At 54.2% G+C, this 22,346-nt stretch carries 13 protein-coding genes and 1 other RNA gene; 9 read left to right on the forward strand and 5 right to left on the reverse strand.

Annotation, left to right across the window (positions count from 1 at the left end; genetic code table 11):
• Positions 1 to 19 precede the first annotated feature (19 nt).
• Positions 20 to 2,419, reverse strand: a complete 2,400-nt coding sequence (xdhB, locus tag H8B20_RS03640; RefSeq protein ID WP_210622363.1) for a xanthine dehydrogenase molybdopterin binding subunit — start codon at positions 2,417 to 2,419, stop codon at positions 20 to 22.
• A complete protein-coding gene (gene xdhA / locus H8B20_RS03645) occupies positions 2,412 to 3,866 on the reverse strand; it encodes a xanthine dehydrogenase small subunit (RefSeq protein WP_210622364.1) in 1,455 nt (484 codons plus the stop codon). The genes xdhB and xdhA overlap by 8 nt, the downstream gene beginning before the upstream one ends.
• A 267-nt stretch (positions 3,867 to 4,133) precedes the next feature.
• On the opposite strand from xdhA, the gene H8B20_RS03650 reads away from it, so the two are divergent.
• The 9 genes from H8B20_RS03650 to H8B20_RS03690 all read left to right on the forward strand — a co-directional run bounded on the left by H8B20_RS03650 (position 4,134) and on the right by H8B20_RS03690 (position 17,009).
• Positions 4,134 to 4,793 (forward strand): GntR family transcriptional regulator, encoded by a 660-nt coding sequence (locus H8B20_RS03650; RefSeq protein ID WP_042558520.1) that lies wholly within the window; start codon positions 4,134 to 4,136, stop codon positions 4,791 to 4,793.
• Positions 4,794 to 4,795: 2 nt separating this feature from the next.
• Positions 4,796 to 8,284, forward strand: a complete 3,489-nt coding sequence (smc, locus tag H8B20_RS03655; RefSeq protein ID WP_210622365.1) for a chromosome segregation protein SMC — start codon at positions 4,796 to 4,798, stop codon at positions 8,282 to 8,284.
• 259 nt (positions 8,285 to 8,543) lie between these two features.
• On the forward strand, positions 8,544 to 9,404 hold the full coding sequence (gene zipA / locus H8B20_RS03660; protein WP_210622366.1) for a cell division protein ZipA: 861 nt from the start codon (positions 8,544 to 8,546) through the stop codon (positions 9,402 to 9,404).
• Positions 9,405 to 9,568: 164 nt separating this feature from the next.
• Complete coding sequence (gene ligA / locus H8B20_RS03665; RefSeq protein WP_210622367.1) at positions 9,569 to 11,926, forward strand: NAD-dependent DNA ligase LigA; 2,358 nt, start codon at positions 9,569 to 9,571, stop codon at positions 11,924 to 11,926.
• A gap of 175 nt (positions 11,927 to 12,101) precedes the next feature.
• Positions 12,102 to 13,268 (forward strand): zinc-binding metallopeptidase family protein, encoded by a 1,167-nt coding sequence (locus tag H8B20_RS03670; protein ID WP_210622368.1) that lies wholly within the window; start codon positions 12,102 to 12,104, stop codon positions 13,266 to 13,268.
• 188 nt (positions 13,269 to 13,456) lie between these two features.
• Positions 13,457 to 13,553, forward strand: an RNA gene (ffs, locus tag H8B20_RS03675) — signal recognition particle sRNA small type.
• 382 nt (positions 13,554 to 13,935) lie between these two features.
• On the forward strand, positions 13,936 to 15,192 hold the full coding sequence (locus H8B20_RS03680; protein ID WP_210622369.1) for a TRM11 family methyltransferase: 1,257 nt from the start codon (positions 13,936 to 13,938) through the stop codon (positions 15,190 to 15,192).
• 9 nt (positions 15,193 to 15,201) lie between these two features.
• Positions 15,202 to 16,329, forward strand: coding sequence for a GmrSD restriction endonuclease domain-containing protein (locus H8B20_RS03685; protein WP_210622370.1), 1,128 nt, complete (start codon positions 15,202 to 15,204; stop codon positions 16,327 to 16,329).
• Entirely contained in the window at positions 16,326 to 17,009 is a 684-nt protein-coding gene (locus H8B20_RS03690) for an MAE_28990/MAE_18760 family HEPN-like nuclease (protein WP_210622371.1), read from the forward strand. Before H8B20_RS03685 ends, H8B20_RS03690 begins: the two co-directional genes overlap by 4 nt.
• Before the next feature lie 237 nt (positions 17,010 to 17,246).
• Here the strand turns inward: H8B20_RS03690 and H8B20_RS03695 are convergent, their stop codons facing one another.
• The 3 genes from H8B20_RS03695 to H8B20_RS03705 all read right to left on the reverse strand — a co-directional run bounded on the left by H8B20_RS03695 (position 17,247) and on the right by H8B20_RS03705 (position 22,154).
• Positions 17,247 to 18,050 (reverse strand): hypothetical protein, encoded by an 804-nt coding sequence (locus H8B20_RS03695; protein WP_210622372.1) that lies wholly within the window; start codon positions 18,048 to 18,050, stop codon positions 17,247 to 17,249.
• 699 nt (positions 18,051 to 18,749) lie between these two features.
• A complete protein-coding gene (locus H8B20_RS03700; protein ID WP_210622373.1) occupies positions 18,750 to 18,968 on the reverse strand; it encodes a hypothetical protein in 219 nt (72 codons plus the stop codon).
• A 357-nt stretch (positions 18,969 to 19,325) separates the two neighbouring features.
• Complete coding sequence (locus tag H8B20_RS03705) at positions 19,326 to 22,154, reverse strand: metallophosphoesterase family protein (RefSeq protein ID WP_210622374.1); 2,829 nt, start codon at positions 22,152 to 22,154, stop codon at positions 19,326 to 19,328.
• Positions 22,155 to 22,346 lie beyond the last annotated feature (192 nt).

Raw genomic sequence — 22,346 nt, forward strand, 5'->3', positions numbered from 1 at the left:
CGATGGCCGCGCCTCGGTCTTAAAGCGAAGCCAGCTCGGTTTCAGCTTCGACGGCCTTCACCGCTTTAAGCTGACGCAGCTGCTCACAGCCCCACAACACCCGCTCCGGGGTCGCCGGGGCGTCGATCTTCGGCTGATGCTTGTAGTCACCGAGGCTTGCCACAGCGTCCTTGATCGCACACCACGCGGCAATGCCGAGCATGAACGGCGGCTCACCAACGGCCTTGGAGTGGAACACGGTGTCTTCCGGGTTCTTGCGGTTTTCTACCAGTTTCACTCGCAGATCCAGCGGCATGTCCGCCACGGCCGGGATCTTGTAGCTGGCCGGGCCGTTGGTCATCAGCTTGCCCTTGTTGTTCCAGACCAGCTCTTCCATGGTCAGCCAGCCCATGCCCTGGACGAAGCCACCTTCAACCTGACCGATGTCGATGGACGGGTTCAGCGAGGCGCCGACGTCGTGGAGAATATCGGTACGCAGCATCTTGTATTCGCCGGTCAGGGTGTCGACGATGACTTCGCAGCACGCCGCGCCGAAGGCGAAATAATAGAACGGACGGCCACGGGCCTGGCTGCGGTCGTAGTAGATTTTCGGGGTCTTGTAGAAGCCTGTGCTCGACAGCGAGACCTGATTGAAATACGCCTGCTGGATCAGCGATTCAAAGGTCAGGATGTGATCACGAACGCGTACATGGCCGTTATGGAATTCGACGTCTTCCTCGCTGACTTTGAAGTGCCGTGCGGCGAACTCAACCAAGCGTTGCTTGATGATCTCGGCGGCGTTCTGGGCGGCTTTACCGTTGAGGTCGGCACCGCTGGAAGCAGCGGTCGGCGAGGTGTTTGGCACCTTGTCGGTATTGGTCGCGGTGATCTGCACGCGATCGATTTCGACCTGGAACACTTCGGCCACGACCTGCGCGACTTTGGTGTTCAGACCCTGGCCCATTTCCGTGCCGCCATGGTTCAGGTGGATGCTGCCGTCGGTGTAGATGTGGATCAGCGCGCCGGCCTGGTTCAAGAAGCTGGCGGTGAAGGAAATGCCGAACTTCACCGGGGTCAGCGCCAGGCCTTTTTTCAGGATCGGGCTGTTGGCGTTGTAGCGACGGATCGCTTCGCGGCGCTCGTGGTACTGGCTGCTTTCTTCCAGTTCGGCAGTCATTTCCTCGAGCATGTTGTGCTCGACGGTCTGGTAGTAGTGGGTGACGTTGCGCTCGGTCTTGCCGTAGTAGTTGGCCTTGCGCACCGCGAGTGGGTCGAGGTTCAGGTGACGGGCAATCGCGTCCATCACTTCTTCGATCGCGACCATCCCTTGCGGGCCGCCGAAACCCCGGTAGGCGGTGTTCGAGGCGGTGTTGGTCTTGCAGCGGTGACCGTTGATGGTCGCATCGCCCAGGTAATACGAGTTGTCCGAGTGGAACATTGCGCGGTCGACAATCGACGCCGACAAGTCTGGTGAGCAACCGCAGTTGCCGGCCAGGTCCATGTTGATCCCGTGCAGGCGCCCGGTGCTGTCGAAGCCGACGTCGTACTCGACGTAGAACGGGTGACGCTTGCCGGTCATGAGCATGTCTTCGACACGCGGCAGGCGCATCTTGGTCGGCTGGCCGGTGAGATGCGCAACCACTGCGCACAGGCAAGCGGGGCTTGCCGCCTGAGTTTCCTTGCCACCGAAACCACCGCCCATGCGGCGCATGTCGACGACGATTTTGTTCATCGACACGTCGAGCACTTCAGCGACCAGTTTCTGCACTTCGGTCGGGTTCTGCGTCGAGCAATAAACAATCATGCCGCCGTCTTCGGTGGGCATGACCGAGGAGATTTGCGTCTCCAGGTAGAAGTGTTCCTGACCGCCAATGTGCAGCGTGCCTTGAATGCGATGATCGGCCGTCGTCAGTGCGGAGACCGAATCGCCACGCTGATGGGTGTGGCTGTCGAGGACGAAGTGGCGCTTGCGCAGCGCTTCGACCACATCCAGTACCGGCTCGAGGTCTTCGTATTCGATGATCGCGGCCATCGCTGCCTTGCGTGCGGTTTCCAGATCTTTCGCCGCCACGGCGAGCACCGGTTGCCCGACAAATTGCACATCATCGATGGCCAGCAACGGGTCGCCCGGCATCAGCGGGCCGATGTCTTTCAGGCCCGGGACGTCTTCGTGGGTGATGGCGATGCTTACGCCTTCGAAGGCATAGCAAGGACTTGTATCAATGCTGATGATCTTCGCGTGGGCGCGGTCCGACAGGCGTGCGTACAGGTGCAACTGGTTCGGAAATTCCAGGCGATCATCGATGTACTGCGCTTCACCGGACACATGTTTGGCGGCGCTGTCGTGCTTGACGCTGCGGCCGACACCGGTGGTCAGGTCTTGGGCGAACAATTCGGCCAGTTCAGCCTGGGTCTTCTCTACGGCGTGATGGTTAGACATAAGCGGTCACCCGAGTCTCGATGTGCGGTGTTTGCAGTTCGATGAAGTATTTGCGCAGCAGGTTCTGCGCGCTGAGCAGGCGATATTCCTTGCTGGCGCGGAAGTCCGAGAGCGGCGTGAAGTCTTCGGCCAGGGCAGCGCAGGCGCGTTCGATCACGGCATTGTTGAACGGTTGGCCGATCAGCGCGGCTTCGCAAGCGGCGGCGCGCTTGGGGATCGCGGCCATGCCGCCGAAGGCGACGCGGGCATCGCTGATCACACCATTTTCGATGCGCAGATTGAACGCGGCGCAGACGGCGGAGATGTCGTCGTCCAGACGCTTTGAGACTTTATAGGCGCGGAACAACTGCTCGGCGCTGGCACGCGGGACGATGATCTTCTCGATGAATTCGCTTTCCTGGCGGGCAGTGACGCGGTAATCGATGAAGTAGTCTTCAAGGTTCAGGGTGCGCCGGGTTTCGCCTTTGCACAGCACGATCTGCGCGCCGAGGGCGATCAGCAGGGGCGGCGAGTCACCGATGGGCGAAGCGTTGCCGATGTTGCCGCCGAGGGTGCCCTGGTTGCGGATTTGCAGGGAAGCGAAGCGGTGCAGCAGTTCGCCGAAATCCGGGTACTCGGCGTTCAACGCTTCGTAGCAGTCAGAGAGACTGGTGGCGGCGCCGATTTCGATGCGGTCATCGAAACTGTCGATGCGCTTCATTTCGGCGACGTTGCCGACGTAGATCATCACCGGCAGCGTGCGGTGGAACTGAGTGACTTCCAGCGCCAGATCGGTGCCGCCCGCCAGCAGGCGTGCCTGTGGGTAAGCATCGTAGAGATCGGCCAGATCGGCGACAGTCAGCGGCACCAGGCAGCGCTTGTCGCCGCTGTTGAGTTCGCCGATATCGGTGGGGGCAATGGCTTTGAGTCGGGCGATGGTGTCAGCTTCGCGGGCGTCGAACTGATCCGGTTGCTTGCCGCAGCACGACTGCTCGGCAGCGGCCAGAATCGGCCGGTAGCCGGTGCAACGGCAGAGGTTGCCGGCCAGCGCTTCGTGGGCCTTGGCGTTATCCGGCGCATCGCTGTTCTTTTGCAGAGCGAACAGCGACATGACGAAACCGGGGGTGCAGAAACCGCACTGCGAACCGTGGCACTCGACCATGGCTTTCTGCACGCTGTGCAATTCGCCTTTGTGCTTGAGGTCTTCAACGCTGATCAGTTGCTTGCCGTGCAAGGACGACACGAACGTCAGGCACGAATTGAGGCTGCGATAGCGAATATGTTCGCGACCGTCGTCATCCGTCTGCAACTCGCCGACCACTACGGTGCAGGCGCCGCAGTCACCGCTGGCGCAACCTTCTTTGGTGCCGGATTTGCCGACGTGTTCACGCAGGTAATTGAGCACAGTCAGATTCGGGTCCAGGGCGTGCTCGCTACGGAGTTCCTGGTTAAGTAAAAACTGGATCACGGAAGGCCTCGCAGACTCATTATTGTTGTTAAGCGACTTGAGCCGAATTTAGCAGCTCTGACTTTTCGGTCAATGGTTTTCTGACTTAAAGGTCAAGAAAATGCATTTCGTCGATCAACAACTTGTCTATTCAGTATTGACCCTCATCGAGTCCCCTGCCTTTTTGCGCGAATCGTGCCAAAAACCGCTGAGTGGGCACTCCGCCATGACCTTGCATTTGCGCTACACTGCGCCGCTTGTGCAGATCGATAGAATTTGAAGGACACCATGACGTTCAAGGCCCCGGACAGCCTCGCCGAGCAAATTGCTCACCACCTCGCCGAACGCATCATTCGTGGCGAAATGAAGCCGGGAGAGCGCATCCAGGAACAGAAGGTCACGCTGGCGCTCAACGTCAGCCGCGGTTCGGTCCGCGAAGCCTTGCTGATCCTCGAGCGTCGCCACCTGATCGCGATCCTGCCGCGCCGTGGCGCGCATGTCACCGAACTGACGGCGCACAAGGTGCAGAGCCTGTGCACGCTGATGAGCGAGCTGTACATCCTGCTCGGCAATTCGGTGGCCAATGGCTGGCAGGTCCAGTCGGACATGGCGCCGTTCGTGCAGATCCAGCAGCGCCTGACCGCCAGCTACGAGCGTCAGGACATCCGCACGTTCGTCGATGACAGTTTCAACGTCATGCGCGCCGCCTATCCGTTCGCCAACAACCCGTACCTGCAAGAAACTGTCGAGAACCTGCAGCCGGCCATGAGCCGCGCTTACTTCCTCGCCCTCGAACAGCGCAAGGCCGAAATGAGCGAGTTCCTCGAACTGTTCGAGCGCTTGCTGGCTGCCGTGCTTGCCCGTGACCTGCCGCAGATCCGCATTGTGCTGACGGCTTACGCCCAGCGCAGCTGCGATCTGGTGGTGTCTGCCCTGACGGTTGCCTAAGCGTGCGGCTCAAGTGCATCAAACTGGCGGGATTCAAATCCTTCGTCGACCCGACCACGGTTAACTTCCCCAGTAACATGGCGGCGGTCGTCGGGCCGAACGGTTGCGGCAAGTCGAACATCATCGACGCCGTACGCTGGGTGATGGGCGAAAGTTCGGCGAAAAACCTGCGTGGCGAGTCGATGACCGACGTCATCTTCAACGGTTCGACCAGCCGCAAGCCGGTGAGTCAGGCCAGTATCGAACTGGTGTTCGACAACTCCGACGGCACGCTGCTGGGCGAATACGCGGCGTACGCGGAGATTTCGATTCGCCGCAAAGTGACCCGCGACAGCCAGACCACTTATTACCTCAACGGCACCAAATGCCGTCGCCGTGACATCACCGATATCTTCCTCGGCACCGGTCTGGGCCCGCGCAGCTACTCGATCATCGAGCAGGGGATGATCTCCAAGCTGATCGAGTCCAAGCCTGAAGACCTGCGTAACTTCATCGAAGAAGCGGCGGGCATCTCCAAGTACAAGGAGCGCCGGCGCGAGACCGAAAACCGCATCCGCCGCACCCATGAAAACCTCGCCCGTCTGACCGACCTGCGCGATGAGCTCGAACGTCAGCTCGAACGCTTGCACCGCCAGGCCGAGGCCGCCAAGAAGTATCAGGAATTCAAAGCCGAGGAGCGTCAGCTCAAGGCGCAACTGTCTGCCCTGCGCTGGCAGGATCTGAACGATCAGGTCGGCCAGCGCGAGTCGATCATCGGCACTCAGGAAATCAGTTTCGAAGCGCTGGTCGCCGAGCAACGTAACGCCGATGCGGCGATTGAACGCTTGCGCGACGGGCATCACGACCTGTCCGAGCGCTTCAATCTGGTGCAGGGGCGCTTCTATTCGGTCGGCGGCGACATCGCCCGGGTCGAGCAGAGCATCCAGCATGGCCAGCAACGTTTGCGTCAGTTGCAGGACGACTTGAAAGAAGCCGAGCGCGCGCGACTGGAGACCGAGTCGCATCTGGGCCACGACCGCACGTTGCTGTTGACCCTCGGCGAAGAGCTGGACATGCTCACCCCCGAGCAGGAAATCACCAGCACTGCCGCCGAAGAAGCCGCCGCTGCACTCGAAGATTCCGAAAGCGTCATGCACGGTTGGCAGGAGCAGTGGGACGCCTTCAACCTCACTGCTGCCGAACCGCGGCGTCAGGCCGAAGTGCAGCAGTCGCGCATTCAGCAGCTCGAAACCAGCATGGAACGTTTGGCCGATCGCCAAAAGCGCCTCGGCGAAGAGCGTGCGTTGCTCTCGGCGGACCCCGAAGACGCGGCGATCATGGAGCTCAACGAGCAGCTCGCCGAGTCCGAAGCGACCCTTGAAGATTTGCAGACCAGCGAAGAAGCCCAAGTTGAAAAGCTTGAGCAACTGCGTCAGGAACTCCAGCAAGCGCTGACCGCGCAGCAACAGGCGCAGGGCGATTTGCAGCGCCTCAATGGTCGCCTGGCCTCGCTTGAAGCCTTGCAGCAAGCCGCGCTCGATCCGGGCACCGGCACCGCTGAATGGCTGAAGGAACACAACCTCGCCGAGCGCCCGCGTCTGGCTGAAGGCCTGAAGGTCGAGGCCGGTTGGGAGCTGGCGGTAGAAACCGTGCTCGGCGCCGATCTGCAAGCGGTGCTGGTCGATGATTTCAGCGGCTTCGATCTGTCCGGTTTTACTCAGGGCGATTTGCGCCTGCTCAGCCCTGGCACCGACGGCGTGCGGGTGGCGGGCAGTCTGCTGGACAAAGTCGAGGCGCAGATCGATCTGTCGCCGTGGCTCGGTCAGGTCAAACCGGTCGACAGTCTGGAGCAGGCATTGGCCCTGCGCGGCCAGTTGGGCGCCGGGCAGAGCGTGATCAGCCGCGACGGCTATTGGGTCGGCCGGCACTTTCTGCGCGTACGACGGGCCAGTGAAGCGGAAAGCGGCATGCTCGCCCGTGGCCAGGAAATCGAAGCGTTGCATCTTGAACGCGAAGAGCGTGAAGCCACGGTCGAAGCCATGGACAACCGTTTGCAAACCCTGCGCGCGCAGCAGCGTCAGCAGGAAAACGGTCGTGAGCATCTGCGTCGTTTGCTGCAAGACGAAGCGCGTCAGCAAGGTGAGCTGAAAGCGCAATTGTCCGCCGGTAAAGCCAAGGCCGAACAGCTGACATTGCGTCGTACTCGTCTGGATGAAGAGCTGGTCGAGCTCGGCGAACAACGTGCGCTGGAGCACGAACACATCGGCGAAGCGCGCATGCACTTGCAGGAAGCCCTCGATGCGATGGCGCTGGACACCGAGCAGCGCGAGTTGCTGCTGGCCCAGCGCGACAGCCTGCGCGAACGCCTCGACCGCGTGCGTCAGGAAGCGCGGCAGCACAAGGATCACGCGCACCAATTGGCCGTGCGTCTGGGCTCGCTGCGCGCGCAGCACGACTCCACGCGTCAGGCGTTGGAACGTCTGGAAATGCAGTCCGAGCGTCTGACCGAAAAGCGTGAACAGCTGAGTCTGAATCTGGAGGAGGGCGAAGCACCGCTGGAAGAACTGCGCCTGAAACTCGAAGAGCTGCTCGACAAGCGCATGACCGTCGATGAAGAACTCAAGACTGCGCAGATCGCTCTCGAAGATGCCGACCGCGAACTGCGCGACGCGGAAAAACGCCGCACGCAAGCCGAGCAGCAATCGCAACTGATCCGTGGCCAGCTCGAACAGCAGCGCATGGAGTGGCAGGCCCTGACCGTGCGCCGCAAGGCCCTGCAGGATCAACTGCTCGAAGACGGCTACGATCTCAACGGCGTGCTCGCCACATTGACGGCGCAAGCCAGTGAACGCGAAGCCGAAGAAGAACTCGAACGGATCAACGCGCGGATTCAGCGTCTGGGCGCGATCAACCTCGCGGCCATCGACGAATACACGCAACAATCCGAGCGTAAACGTTATCTGGATGCGCAGGACGCCGATCTGGTCGAAGCGCTGGAAACCCTGGAAAACGTTATCCGCAAGATCGACAAGGAAACCCGTAACCGTTTCAAGGATACCTTTGATCAGATCAATGGCGGATTACAGGCGCTTTTCCCAAAAGTTTTCGGTGGTGGACGCGCGTATTTGGAACTGACGGGCGAAGATCTACTCGATACAGGGGTAACGATCATGGCGCAGCCGCCAGGGAAGAAGAACAGCACCATCCATTTGCTCTCCGGCGGGGAAAAAGCCCTGACCGCGCTGGCACTGGTTTTTGCGATCTTCAAGTTGAACCCTGCGCCGTTCTGCATGCTCGATGAAGTTGACGCGCCGCTGGATGACGCTAACGTTGGACGCTACGCACGCTTGGTCAAAGAGATGTCGCAGACCGTGCAATTCATCTATATCACCCACAACAAGATCGCTATGGAAATGGCCGAACAGTTGATGGGCGTAACGATGCATGAACCGGGTTGTTCGCGACTGGTAGCGGTGGATGTCGAGGAGGCGATGGCGATGGTGGATGCCTGATTCGGCATCTTGTGGGAAAGGTATTAGGGGTTTGTAGGACTTTTTTACCGGGCTCGACTTGCTGGCCAATCGACATATTCGCGCAAGCCGATGAGACAGACGGTGTAAAGTTGTCTATGGTCGTGCTAGTTTAATGTCAATTTTTCGTATACGTGGGCAAAACGCCTGTCAGAACATAGAGTTGGCGCCACGTTTTAAAGCGGTTTGCACAGTGTAAACCCCTTATTTTTCAGCATTTTTTATAGAGGCACGGGATTACATGGAAATCGGTCTGCGCGAGTGGCTGATCGTCATCGGCATCATTGTGATAGCCGGTATTCTTTTCGATGGCTGGCGCCGTATGCGCGGCGGCAAGGGAAAACTGAAATTCCGTCTTGATCGAAGTTTGTCCAACCTGCCGGACGAGGACACTAGCCCTGAGCTGTTGGGCCCGGCCCGCGTACTGGACACACACAAGGAACCGCAACTGGACGAGCACGATCTGCCGTCGGTGAGCATGTCGGCCCGCGAAGCACGCGAGCCTCGCGAATCCGGCGCCAAACGTGGCAAGCGCGGCAACAACGGTCCGGCCCAGGGCGACCTGAACCTTGATCTGGATCTGGACGGCGGCCCGAGCTTCAGCAGCCGTGACGACTTCGTAGAAGACGCCAAGCCAGCGCCTGCAGCGGTCGAAAAGGATCAACCGCAAGCCGAAGAAGTCCTGGTGATCAGTGTGATCTGCCGCGACGCTGCCGGCTTCAAAGGCCCGGCGCTGTTGCAGAACATTCTGGAAAGCGGGCTGCGTTTTGGCGAGATGGATATTTTCCACCGCCACGAAAGCATGGCCGGCAATGGTGAAGTGCTGTTCTCCATGGCCAACGCGGTCAAGCCAGGCATCTTTGATCTGGACGACATCGACCATTTCAGCACCCCGGCGGTGAGCTTCTTCCTTGGCCTGCCAGGTCCGCGTCATCCGAAGCAAGCCTTCGACGTGATGGTGGCCGCAGCCCGCAAGCTGTCGCAGGAATTGAACGGCGAGCTGAAAGATGACCAGCGCAGCGTTCTGACCGCGCAGACCATTGAGCACTACCGTCAGCGCATCGTCGAATTCGAGCGCCGCGCCCTGACCCACAAGCGTTAAGGCTCAAAGGTCAAAAGATCGCAGCCTCGTTTTACTCGACAGCTCCTACAGTTTTTTTGATTTCTGTAGGAGCTGCCGAAGGCTGCGATCTTTTGATTCTGCTGCCAATGATGTATTGAAATGGAGCAGCCTCGGCTGCTCTTTTGCTTTATGAGAGAACACCCATGACCGCCGCCAAAAACCGCATTCTAGAGCTGCGCGCTGAACTCGATCAGCACAACTACCGTTATCACGTCCTCGACGAGCCGAGCATTCCGGACGCCGAGTACGACCGGTTGTTTCACGAGCTCAAGGCGCTGGAAGCGGCCAACCCCGACCTGATCACCAGCGATTCGCCGACCCAGCGCGTCGGCAGCGTGGCGCTCACCGCGTTCACGCAGGTACGTCACGAAGTGCCGATGCTCAGCCTCGGCAACGCGTTTGAAGAAACCGATATGCGCGAGTTCGACCGTCGGGTGACCGAAGGTCTGGATCTGCCGGCCGGCGATCTGTTCGGTGGCAGTTCGGTGGTGGAATACAGCTGCGAGCCGAAGCTCGATGGCCTGGCGGTCAGCCTGCTGTATCAGGATGGCGTACTGGTGCGCGGCGCCACGCGCGGTGACGGCACCACTGGCGAAGACATCAGCGTCAACGTGCGTACGGTGCGCAATATTCCACTGAAGCTGCACGGCGAAGGCTGGCCGGCGACCCTGGAAGTGCGTGGTGAAGTGTTCATGTCCAAAGCCGGGTTCGAGCGCCTCAACGCCTCGCAACTGGAGGTCGGTGGCAAGACCTTCGCCAACCCGCGTAACGCGGCCGCCGGCAGTCTGCGTCAGCTCGACTCAAAGATCACCGCCAACCGTCCGCTGGAATTCTGCTGCTACGGCATCGGTCAGGTCTCTCACGATATTTCCGACACGCACATCGGCAACCTCAAGCAGTTGCAGAAGTGGGGCATGCCGATCAGTCATGAACTGAAACTGGCCAAAGGCATTGCCGAGTGCCTGGATTACTACCGCGACATCGGCGCACGGCGTAACTCGCTGGCCTACGAAATCGATGGCGTGGTGTTCAAGGTCAACAGCATTGCCGATCAGCGTGAACTGGGCTTCCGCGCTCGTGAACCACGTTGGGCGATCGCGCATAAATTCCCGGCGATGGAAGAACTCACCGAGTTGCTCGACGTGGAATTCCAGGTTGGCCGCACCGGTGCCGTCACCCCGGTCGCACGTTTGAAACCAGTCAAGGTTGCGGGCGTTACCGTGGCCAATGCCACGCTGCACAACATGGATGAAGTCGCACGGCTGGGACTGATGATCGGCGACACCGTGATCATTCGCCGTGCCGGTGACGTGATCCCGCAAGTGGTGCAAGTGGTCACCGAACGCCGTCCGGAAAATGCGCGGCCGGTAGCGATCCCGGAAAACTGCCCGGTCTGTGGTTCGCACGTCGAGCGCACGCAACTGATCAAGCGCAGCAAAGGCAAGGAAACCGTCAGCGAGGGCGCGGTGTACCGCTGCGTCGGGCGACTGGCCTGTGGCGCGCAACTGAAGCAGGCGATCATCCACTTCGTCTCGCGTCGTGCGATGGACATCGAAGGTCTGGGCGACAAGAGCGTCGAGCAATTGGTCGACGAAGGTCTGGTCAGTTCGCCGGCGGATCTGTACGCACTGAAGTTTGAAGACATCGTCGATCTGGAAGGCTTTGCCGAGGTCTCCAGCAACAAATTGCTCACAGCCATTGCCGACAGCAAGCAGCCGGGGCTGGCGCGCTTCATCTATGCGCTGGGCATTCCCGATGTCGGCGAAGAGACCGCCAAGGTGCTCGCGCGCTCGCTCGGTTCGCTGGAGCGCGTGCAGCAGGCTTTGCCGCAAGTGTTGACCTACCTGCCGGATGTTGGTCTGGAAGTGGCACACGAGATTCACAGCTTCTTTGAGGACGCGCATAACCAGCAGGTGATCAGCGAATTGCTGGGCCATGGTTTGCAGGTTCAGGATCAGGGCGAGTTGGGCGCCGAGTTTGCCGCCAGTACCACGCTCGGTGGCTTTCTCGACAAGCTGCACATCCCCTCGGTCGGCCCGGGCGGGGCGCAAAAACTGGCGGACAAGTTCGGTTCGCTGGAAGCGGTGATGAGCGCCGACTGGCTGGACATGCGCCAGGCGTTGCCGGAGAAGCAGGCGAATTCGGTTCGCGAGTTTTTCGCCGTGCCGCAGCATCGTCAGCTTGCCTTGGACGCCGAGAAACAGCTGCGTGATTTCGGCATGCATTGGGAGAGCGAGAAGAAAGTCGTCGAAGGCTTGCCGCTGTCCGGCGAGACCTGGGTGCTGACCGGCAAGGTCGAGTTGATGAGTCGCGATGTCGCTAAAGATCACCTCGAAAGCCTGGGCGCGAAAGTGGCTGGCTCCGTGTCGGCGAAAACCCACTGCGTGGTTGCGGGGCCGGGTGCCGGTTCGAAACTGACCAAGGCCAATGAACTGGGCGTGAAGGTGATGGATGAAGAGGCGTTTATCGCCTTCCTCAAAACCCATGGATTGAACGTTTAAGATCAAAACATCGCAGCCTGGGGGGGGCAGTGTTTCGCCACGTTTATGTGACCGTACACTGATCCCCTGTAGGAGCTGCCGAAGGCTGCGATCTTTTAATGTTCCCCAAGTGAAGCGCGGAACGATGTTGTCATGGGAATGATCTAGTCTTGGCAAGCCCCAGGGAGAGATCGCCATGTACCGCTTTTTCGAGCAGCTCAGTTCTCGCATCGTCGCGCCGTTCATGGCCGAGTCTTCACGCAACAGCAAAGTCTGGCCGTGCCGCTGCGGTCAGTCGCTGTTCTTTCGCAACAGCCAGTGTCTGGCCTGCAACGCCTTGCTCGGTTATCAACCCGAAGAAAGTCGCCTGACCTCGCTGCAACCGGGCCCGTACGAGGGCACCTGGGCGCTCGATGCCGACCCCGAAGCCGGCCTGTTCCGTCGCTGCGCCAATCTCGACACGCCCGCCGCGTGCAACTGGTTGCTGGCGGCCAACGATCACGACACCCTGTGCGTTGCCTGCAGCCTCAATCGCACCATCCCCGACCTGTCCGTTCCGGAAAACCCCGAGCGCTGGCGCAAGGTCGAAATCGCCAAACGTCGCTTGGTCGCGCAGCTGATCACCCTCGGTCTGCAGGTCATCCCGAAAACCGTGGATGAAGACGCCGGGCTGGCCTTCGACTTCATCGGCGTCGACCTCGAAGGCAACGCGCCCATGACCGGCCACGCCAACGGCCTGATCACCCTCGACATCAAAGAAGCCGACGACGCCCACCGCGAGCAGGTGAGGGCGCAGATGCACGAGCCGTATCGCACGCTGCTCGGGCATTTTCGTCATGAGGTCGGACACTATTACTGGGACAGGCTGATCGCCAACGGCCCGTGGCTCGACTCTTTTCGTAACCTGTTCGGCGACGAGCGCGCCAGCTACGCCGAGGCACTCGACCGCCACTATCAGCAGGGCGCGCCGCTGGACTGGCCGCAGCACTACGTCAGCGCCTACGCGACCATGCACCCATGGGAAGACTGGGCGGAAACCTGGGCGCATTACCTCCACATGATGGACGCGGTCGATACCGCGCTGGGTTTCGGCATGAGCGCGCGTGAGATGGACTTCGACTATCAGCCTTTTCCGACCAGTACGTTGTACGACCCGGGACATCCGGGTGGGGAGGCGTTCCTGTCATTCGTCAACGCGTGGATCGAACTGGCAGGCATGCTCAATGAGCTGTCACGCAGCATGGGTCAGCCGGATTTCTATCCGTTCGTGCTGCCGGCGCCGGCGATTGCCAAGCTGCATTTCATTCATCTGGTCATTCAGCAGGCGGGCGGCAGGGCGGACGATGTTCTTCAGGCGCAATAAAGTCAAAAGATCGCAGCCTTCGGCAGCTCTTGCAGGGGTATGCGCCTCATGTAGGAGCTGCCGAAGGCTGCGATCTTTATGTCCTTGAACAGACTCATATTTTTTTATCCGCCCGAACGGTTGTAACTTCGTCTCAGATAGGTACAATGGCGCGGCTCGCCGATAGGCAAGCGTCGTTATGGTGACCCCATCGGTCCCCCCGCAACGATTACCCGTGAACCTGGTCAGAGCCGGAAGGCAGCAGCCACAGCGGGAACATTGTGTGCCGGGGTGTGGCTGGTGGGGTTACCACCTATCTATAAGTCCTTGATTCTACAAGGATTTGTCAGTCAAAAAACTCGAAGTGTGACAGCGTTTAGGTACACCTAAGTGGTGCACCATCCCGTGCATTCTAGTTGATCTCCGCTTTTCCCCCTAGCTCTCTCTTCGCCGCTCTGATGCGGTATAGCACTGCTTACCTCGCACGGAAAATCTGCGTGCAGAATCTTCTCTCCAATGCGTTGGTTTTCTAGCATGCCAAGGTATAGTGGCTATAGAAAAACTCGTCCCTCTTTGAGGTGACGAAGAAGATGCAGAGTAGCTACAGTCCACGCTCACGCTCACGCTCACGCTAATGCTTAGGCGAGACTTGCTGTAGCTCCAAAAGCTTAAGTATATCGAGAGTAACTTGTTAGTAATAAACCCAAAAAGAGTCAATGAAGAGATTGAAGAGAAGCCGTACTGGTATAATTACTATGCTGGATATTCACACTCGTTTGCAAAAAATATTATTGAATCAGCCGGTCTAAAGGAATCTTCGATCATTCTAGACCCATGGAACGGGGCTGGAACTACCACTCTCATGTCTTCTGTGAATGGTCATAATTCAGTCGGTGTTGATTTGAATCCAGTGATGAAGATAATCGCTAGGGCAAAGCAGGCCACTCGAAGTGATGTTGGGGTTATTGAGTCAAAGTTATTGGGGTTGTCAGCGGTTCGCGTACAAAAAGTGCGTAGCGATGATCCACTTTTTATGTGGTTTCGAGACTCTGGTGTCACAGCTATTAGGAGGGTCGAGCGTGCTATTATTCAGTCCAATAAGTTTATCTCAGTATCTGCCAAGGTCGATTCGTTAGAAGCAAGTGAATGTGTCTTGTATACAGCCCTCTTTAACTGCATTCGAACATATCTTAAAGACTTTATTCCATCCAATCCTACTTGGATAAAGAAGCCGAAAATTGATGCTGATAAAATTGATGTCGGATGGAAGGAGTTTAAGAGTCGTTATACGTCTCTCGTTTTAGAGATGCTTAATGGGTTGAGGGTAGAGGAGCACATTTGGCCTGCGGATCGTGCGCTATTAAAGGTCGCGTCGTCCACTAGTTTGCCTTTGCCAGATGATTACGTTGACTTGGTTCTTAGTTCGCCCCCTTATTGCACGCGGATTGATTATGGAATTGCGACGTTGCCTGAGCTGGCAGTTATATCAATAATTGGAACGAGTGACATTGATGATGTAAGAAGATCATTAATGGGTACTACTACCGTTCCAAAAAAAATTGATAGTCCGACGGCTGGTGAAATGGGTGAGTTATGCTTTAAGTTTCTAGAGGATGTCAAGGCTCACTCCTCTAAAGCATCGGGTACGTATTATTATAAAAATTTATTGCAGTATTTTACCGGCTTAAGTAGGTCGATCTCAGAGATCAATAGAGTTATGAGGCCGAAAGCTTCATTCGTATGTGTGGTGCAGGATTCGTTTTACAAAGATTTGCATTGCGATCTCCCCTCAATGATAGTTGAGTTGGGCAGCATGGCGGGGCTAAGACTGGATCAAAGACATGATTTTGAAAGCAAGCAAAGTATGGTAAATCTAAATGCTCGAAGCAAAAGTTATAGAAAAGTAACTACTGCTTACGAGTGTGTCTTAATTTTTGTAAAGTAAGGAGGGTGTATGACTCAGGATGACTTAATACTTGCGTTGGAATCCAAGGTCGAGAAGGTGCATACGCAAAGCCTTGACCTGTCATTTAACGAACTGCTGGATATGTCTAAAGATGGAGAGTTAGATATAAACCCGGACTATCAGCGGCTATTCCGCTGGAGTCAAGGGGCTCAGTCTAGATTCATTGAGTCATTACTCTTGGAGATGCCTGTTCCTCCGCTTTATGTTGTAGAGGATGACAACGGAAAGTATCAACTCATTGACGGACTCCAAAGATTTTCATCTTACCTTCACCTACGTGGAGAACTGGACGCCCCTCATTTGTCGGATCCAGTAAAAAAAGGAGATTATCTTGAGTTGCAAGAATGTGACATCGTCGAGGATTTAAATGGCTTAACTTATGATGACCTGCCAACGGCTTTGAAAATTAGGTTGAAGCGAGCATTTGTAAGGGTTGAGGTCGTAAGGAAGGGTAGCGATAATAAATTTCGTTATCATATGTTTAAGCGTTTAAATACCGGAGGCGAGGCGCTTACCAGTCAACAGCTTCGTAATTGTACGATTCGTATGTTGGATTCAAAGTTTATTGATTTTGTAATTGCTCTAAGTAAGAAGCCGGATTTTGAAACTTGTATTAGTAAGATATCGGATCAGCAAAAACTCGGTTCCTTTGATCAAGAGTTGGTATTGCGTTTCTTTGCTTTAAAAAATTATAAAGCCAAATTTGTACATGATGTATCTGACTTTTTAACAGAGTATATGGAGAAGGTAACTGATCCTGAAGCTGCGGATGTAGTATTTGATTATGAGGTTCAGGAGCGTAGTTTTGATAAGACATTCGATATACTAAATAAAACTCTAGGAGAGAGGAGTTTTGGTAGAGGGGCGAAAGGTGGTGTGCAGGCGAACTTTGCTGTCTATCACTTTGAGGCAATTTGCATTGGGTTGCAACCGTATTTAGATGTTATAGATCCGTCTAATGTTGCGCATATCGACGCACTTCGGGAGAAACTTCTTGAAATTAAGGCGGATGCTGAATTCGTTAACCACACAACCGGTGGTGGAAAAAACTCTCCAGGACAGCTTACGAATCGAATAGGTGTGGTTAGTAATAAGCTTGCTGAGCTAAAGTTATGACTTTGGCTGTATTTCAAGAGCAGTTGGAACTCGAGCGAGAGTGGCGAGAGGCCGAGGTTAGATTTTTGAATAATCTACAAGCCGGTTTGGGTGATGTAGAGAGGTACAAGGTTCGGCGCTCCATAGTCTGTTTGCTCTATGCGCATGTTGAGGGGTTTGTTAAATTTTCCTTTTCTTTGTACGTAGATCAAATCAATAAGAAGGGTCTATTCTGTAAAGATGTTAATGCTGCTATTGCCGCTGCGGCTTTCTCTAAGGAGTTTAGTGCGCTGAAAGATATTAAAAGGAAGAGTAGTTTTTTTATTAACTCATTGCCTGAAGATAAGCACTTGCATGGTTTTGCTAGGGAAGTTGATTTTGTTTCCCGTATCGGAAATTTTTATGATCATCCTGTGCTTATAGGTGAAGATTATATAAATACAGAGAATAATGTTGGTCGAGAGGTTCTGGAGAAGATGTTGTTTCAAGTTGGTTTGGAATATACGGATTTGAAGGACGTTTATGCGCCACTAAATAGGCTGTTGAATGTTCGAAACGACATTGCACATGGAAAACGAAAGCAAGGTGTAGAGGATGCGGATTACAGTGTTTTTCTAAACTGTTGCCGAACTATAATGGATACTGTCTCTCGCCGGTTAACTAATGCATTTGGTCAAGAAAAATACTTGAAAGTTAACTAGTTTAATTGCTGGGTTGGCTATCGGTTCCTTCGCCACTCTTTTGGGGCGACCGCTGCTAGGTTTGCTAAGGGAGGAACTCCGGGGGGGGGGCGGCAGCTTTTCATGCATAGGAAGTTTCCTCTGTGAGGCGACCGATGACAGATACTGCATCCGAACTAATCGACCTATTGAGCCACTGACCGCGTGTTTACCCGCCGTAGTAGTTCCGCTCAACCAAGTAGGGTCGCACTGTTTCCGTCACTTCGCGCGCCTCAGTTCCGAGAGTGCCTCCTCGACCACTGGTTCGAGTGCCTCGGCAAAGGAGGAGAAGGGGCAGGCAGCGATAACGCGAGCGCTGGAATACCAAGAGCTCTGCACTCCGATGACACTGTATTTCCAAGTGTCGTCAGCCTTCCACAACATGAAGATTGGCCCACCGCTCATGCCATCGATGTCTTTGACGACTTCCTCTGATCCGTCCGCAAGCTTCGCATAGAACTGGTTTTCTGCCTTCTGTGCTGTGAGAGGTGGCGGTTCCGCTGACACGAGAGGAACCATCACGACTTTCGCGGTAATCTGGGTGGTGTCATCGTAGGAGATTGACTCACTTGGAATGCCATATAGGACCCAATGATCGTGCTCGGTAACATAGTCCCCCCAGGCTTGCTTGGTGATCGGAACAACGCCGCCAGCTTCGAGCTGCTGACGATAGAGCCCACCCAAGTGCACTGCCGCATAGTCAAGTCCGACGGATGCGTCTTCAAGCACGCACCAGTGCTCAATCTGGAAATCGTAGGGCACGGCAATGTTGTTGAATCGTTTGCCAGCTGTTTGGTCGTCAAGTCGCCACAAATCAAAGGTAGATCCACCGTTGATTGCACTACTTACGTCTCTCAAGATGTGCCCGGCTGTCACATAGAACCATTCACCCATGATGTCTACCACGAAGCCAGAGAAGAGGTGAATCCGCACGCCCTTGGGTGTAAGGGAATGCTGGACACAAGACAGTGTCACGAAGTGACGGCCGATGCTGCTTGCAAATCGCTCGGTAAAATTTTTCATGCGTTCCAATAGGCAGGCTGGATCGTGGTAATTGTGCGACTTAACCCTAATAGATGACACGCCATCTCGCGATGGCCGGTCGTACAGCGCTGCTTGTCGTCATGTAAGTACTTGCCCATCTTAGACGAGACTGCTGCAAACGTGAGATGGCCAAAAGAGCGACGCGGAAACGGTGGCGGCAAGCCTTACTACTTTCTAGATTCGAACGTAGCGTCGGTGATGCTGCCCATTTGCCAACATTGAAATCACCTTCCGATTCTGGCCGTTCTCTGTCGGTCGTAAGCCACTCTTTAAAATCCGCTGATACCCAAATTTTCAAAATCGACATTAGCCCTTGGCCGAATATTGCCTGTGAATCTGTGGCGGAATATCGGTAGGAGATATCTGGAGATTCTCTAAAATCCTGCTCAGTGAAGGGCTTGCTCAAACCCGTACCTGCTCACACGAGCTTTCGGAGATCGGCAAAAAACAGAATATCGTATGGGCGCGTAGGCCATCCATATAACGTTGCTGTAATCGCTTCCTACGAGCCTACAGAGGCTGCTTTCGCCTTGTTCAACTCCAGTCCGAGACGCTGCATCACACGTATCACTGCGGTGGGAGAAAATTGACCACCACGGGGGGGGGCGGAAAAATAAACCTTTCCCGGCACTTGGATCGCTTCGTAGGCGGCTACGGTGGCGGGGGAACTGTCTGATTCTATGAACGCCGTAGCCGCATAATGGCGTCTGTGATTGCTTGGGCATTTGTGTCTAGTGGTTCCATGGCCTCTATTGCGTTAGCAGCAACACTCCCTATTCCATTTTCAGAGAGCCATTTGGTGATTTCTTCTATAGCGGCGCCTAAGGCGTGCTGGTTATGCAAAAGCAACGTGAGCGCGTCCGCCGTTGCGATCTTGCTTTCTTGACTATCTGACATGGGTATCGTCCTTGAGTGGTGGTTCGGGATTCTTGGTTCATCTAGCTGCTGGCAGAATTTGGGGTGGGAGGGTAACTGCACGGGCCTGTCCCAACATTTGCAATTGATCTGATCAGTCCTTTGGATCTAATTCGACCAGCATGCTTCTTTACAATGACTGGCAGAAGACGACTCAAAGCTCCCGGTGGCGACAGGCAGAAACACGCCAACACTACTGTAGCGTAAGCCCGAATTTGATCAATATCGGCCAATCGCAACGCCCACGAAACCAGCGAGGATTTATGCCATCTGCCATGAATATTTTTTGAGGCAGATGGCAGCATCACGCAATTAGAATTTAACGTTAGTGGAAGATTATTATCGGGCTTTCAATTTGATAATATTATCTATTATGCGAGTTAGTGAGTCGAATCCTAGGGTGCCGCATCCACCAATTTTTTCCACTATGACAGGGGTGGCTGGGTAGCTGATGCAGAGGTTGAATGCACTCTGTAGGTGTTCAATTCTTGCCTTGTGAGGTATCGCTGGATACAGTTTTCGTTCAACTTGTTGTTTGTACTGTTGTGCATTTCCACCAATGTCTGCTGATTCTTTGTGCAAATGGCAATCCACCAATAGCGAGCAAACAGAAAGATATGCGTCCATATACTCCGTGTCGATATATCTAGCGTGCAGTCTCTTAAAGATCTCTGAAATACCACTGAGAAGGTATACTACCTCTTCAAACTCATAAGGCATATACTCGCAATCATCACTAAGCGAAAACAGAGATAGTGCAGCTCCTTGAATAGGACTATCCTCGCTCTCAGCTACACCCCAGCTAAAGTAAAAGCTTCGTTTGTTTCTGCCAAGCTCATCCCTGTAGTTCCTAAATAAATCAACTGCGCCTCTAGAGCGATTGTCTGTTCTCAGTAGTTTTGCTAAATATGTAATCATGTATACGTCAGATGAAGATGCTTTGAGAATCTCTTCCGATATTTCAATAGCAAAATTTGTATCACCTACAGTCATGAAGTGGCCTGACAGTTTGAATCGCCACGACTCAAGATCTCGTAGATAAAATCCGGATTTTGCGAGTTGCGATGCTGAGCGTACCAGATCTAAGTATCTCTCTTTTAGATCCGATGCAAGCTCCGCAGAAAGAACTTTTAATATCTCCTTTGCTATGTATTTGTGCCTTGTTAAAACATAGTTGGAGGTTTGACTTGCTGCTGCCTCTTCTCCTAATGGCCGAATGACACGTGCTTGAAATTTCCCTTGATCAATGTTGAGTGCATGCTGGAGGACTTCTTTGCTTAGATATGTATGGTCTATCGCATGCATTATAGCGACGTAAGTTATTGCGTCCTTAAGTGTTCTGTCATCACTAATCGGAATGGTGTCGAGTTTCTCTACAAGCATTTTTGCGTGATCGTAAAGATCATCGCCATGGCGAACAAGTAGTAAAGCCCCAAACAATGCTCCGCTTTCTCCTTTTCGAACCTCTTCATCAGCATACTGTTTCAGTATTTCTGCACGGCGCGTTTTAGCTGTATTGGCAAGAGCCCCTAGTCCTTCATCTCCATAGGCGGCCCAAGCGCTAACAATCGATTCTGCATCGGTAGTCGTAATTCCCGATAGCTTTTCATTGCGGAAGTCTGTAATTGACCAGCGAAGTTGCGAGCCTGAGGAGATCCAAGTTGAGTCTCTACAAGCTATGAGAAAGTGAATGCGTCCTTGGATTAAGCTAATGTTCTTCTCAATAAAGTCGAGGATCGCATCTGCCTCTTGTACCTCATCCAGAACGATGAGCCATTGGTCGGCACCTTCGGTCAAATCGAGTATTGTTTTTTCATCAAATGGCCTATTGTCATTGAAACGGCGTAAAATTTTTAGTTTCGGATGCGTTTTCACCACCTCATATGCAGCTTGTAAAAGAGCCGTACTTTTACCTTCGCATCCTGCGGAGGTTATGCAGACAACTATAGGCCTTTCTGCTGTTAAAATGTTACGGAATACGTTTGCGGCTTTGCCTACAATTCTACGAGAATTGATTGAGGATGAAATTGCAATTCGCCAAGTAGGAACAGCGCCGTTGAAAAAATTTATCGCCTCCTGCGGCGGCAGCTCAGCATGATTACCCTTTAGAGAATCGAAAGATTGAATCTCCCATCCCCCAGGCAACGCTTTGGGTTCGTTTACTTTTAGATTGAATATTGCACTTTGACGTTTTGGTGTTAATGTTTTCCACCACTGCCCAGCTCTGCTGCCTTCGGGTAGTGCTTGTTCATTAATTTTCCACTCTTGCAGCTCGTAATTCCATTGCCATGGCTGCACGCTCAAAGTTTGCTTGTCAAAATCTACCTCCCCCCACACTAATCCATTTTTATCTATGCCTCCTTCCTTGGCTTGATAGGATGCCCCGCATTGGACATTTAAGTATGGATTGACTCCCGTATATGAGGGTGCCACCCAAGGAGTGTGCATGTGGCCATGTAGGTAGATAACGTGATGGGAGCCAAAGATCTGCCCTATCGGTTGAGCATGCTCTCTTGAAATCCAGTCCATTGGGTGATGCCCAAGCACGATAGTGAGATCCGCTCCGCTAACCTTGGCCAGCGCTTCCGTTACAATTGCCTTCCCCGGTGTTATTGCTCTAAAGTCTTTGTCGTCTCTGCATAGCCAAGAAGTATTAATTCCGACTACTGCAATCTTTTGATTACCATGAGTAAACTCCTTGGTGTAAGCACCTTCAGGCTGATTGAAGAATTCGGCATATCCGGTAATGTCATTTTCTATATACGCTTTGAAGCGGTTTGCCAGAACTTCTCGCTGTCGCTGTGATTCTTCTGACACTTCAAAGTGGGGGGATGTGGTTTGAAGAATTGCGTTCCTATCAAAAGCTCCAAAAGTATTTCGATCAATGTCATGATTGCCAGGAACATGAAAAAGTTTCCCTAGTAAATTCGGTGCAGCAACTTCCAATGGTATGATAAACTCTTCTAAAAACCTTTCGTACTCTTTTTCCGCCCCGCGATTGGCGATGTCGCCGGTGATAAAGACATAATCAAGTTGGTAGCCTGCTTTTAAACGCTCTGAAACGTGCTCTACTATACGACCAAGAAAATATGTCTGGTCGTAACCCTCTTTACCTATATGAAAATCAGACAAATGAAGCCAGCGGATTTTGTTGTTGGAACCTTCCATGTTACACCCTATAATTGCTTGGTAATATTGTCTTCCACCGTATTGCAGATCACCTTAATAGGCCGCAAAACGTTATTGGCAGGTGGATATGGCCTATACATTACATGATTTCATTAAAAAATTAACCCTTTGGGTCGTCCTCTGTGCGTGTGTTTTGGCACTATTTTTTCTTGTACACAAGCCCTCATGACT

Source organism: Pseudomonas sp. P42 (assembly GCF_017973755.1).
Taxonomy (GTDB): Bacteria; Pseudomonadota; Gammaproteobacteria; order Pseudomonadales; family Pseudomonadaceae; genus Aquipseudomonas; species Aquipseudomonas iridis.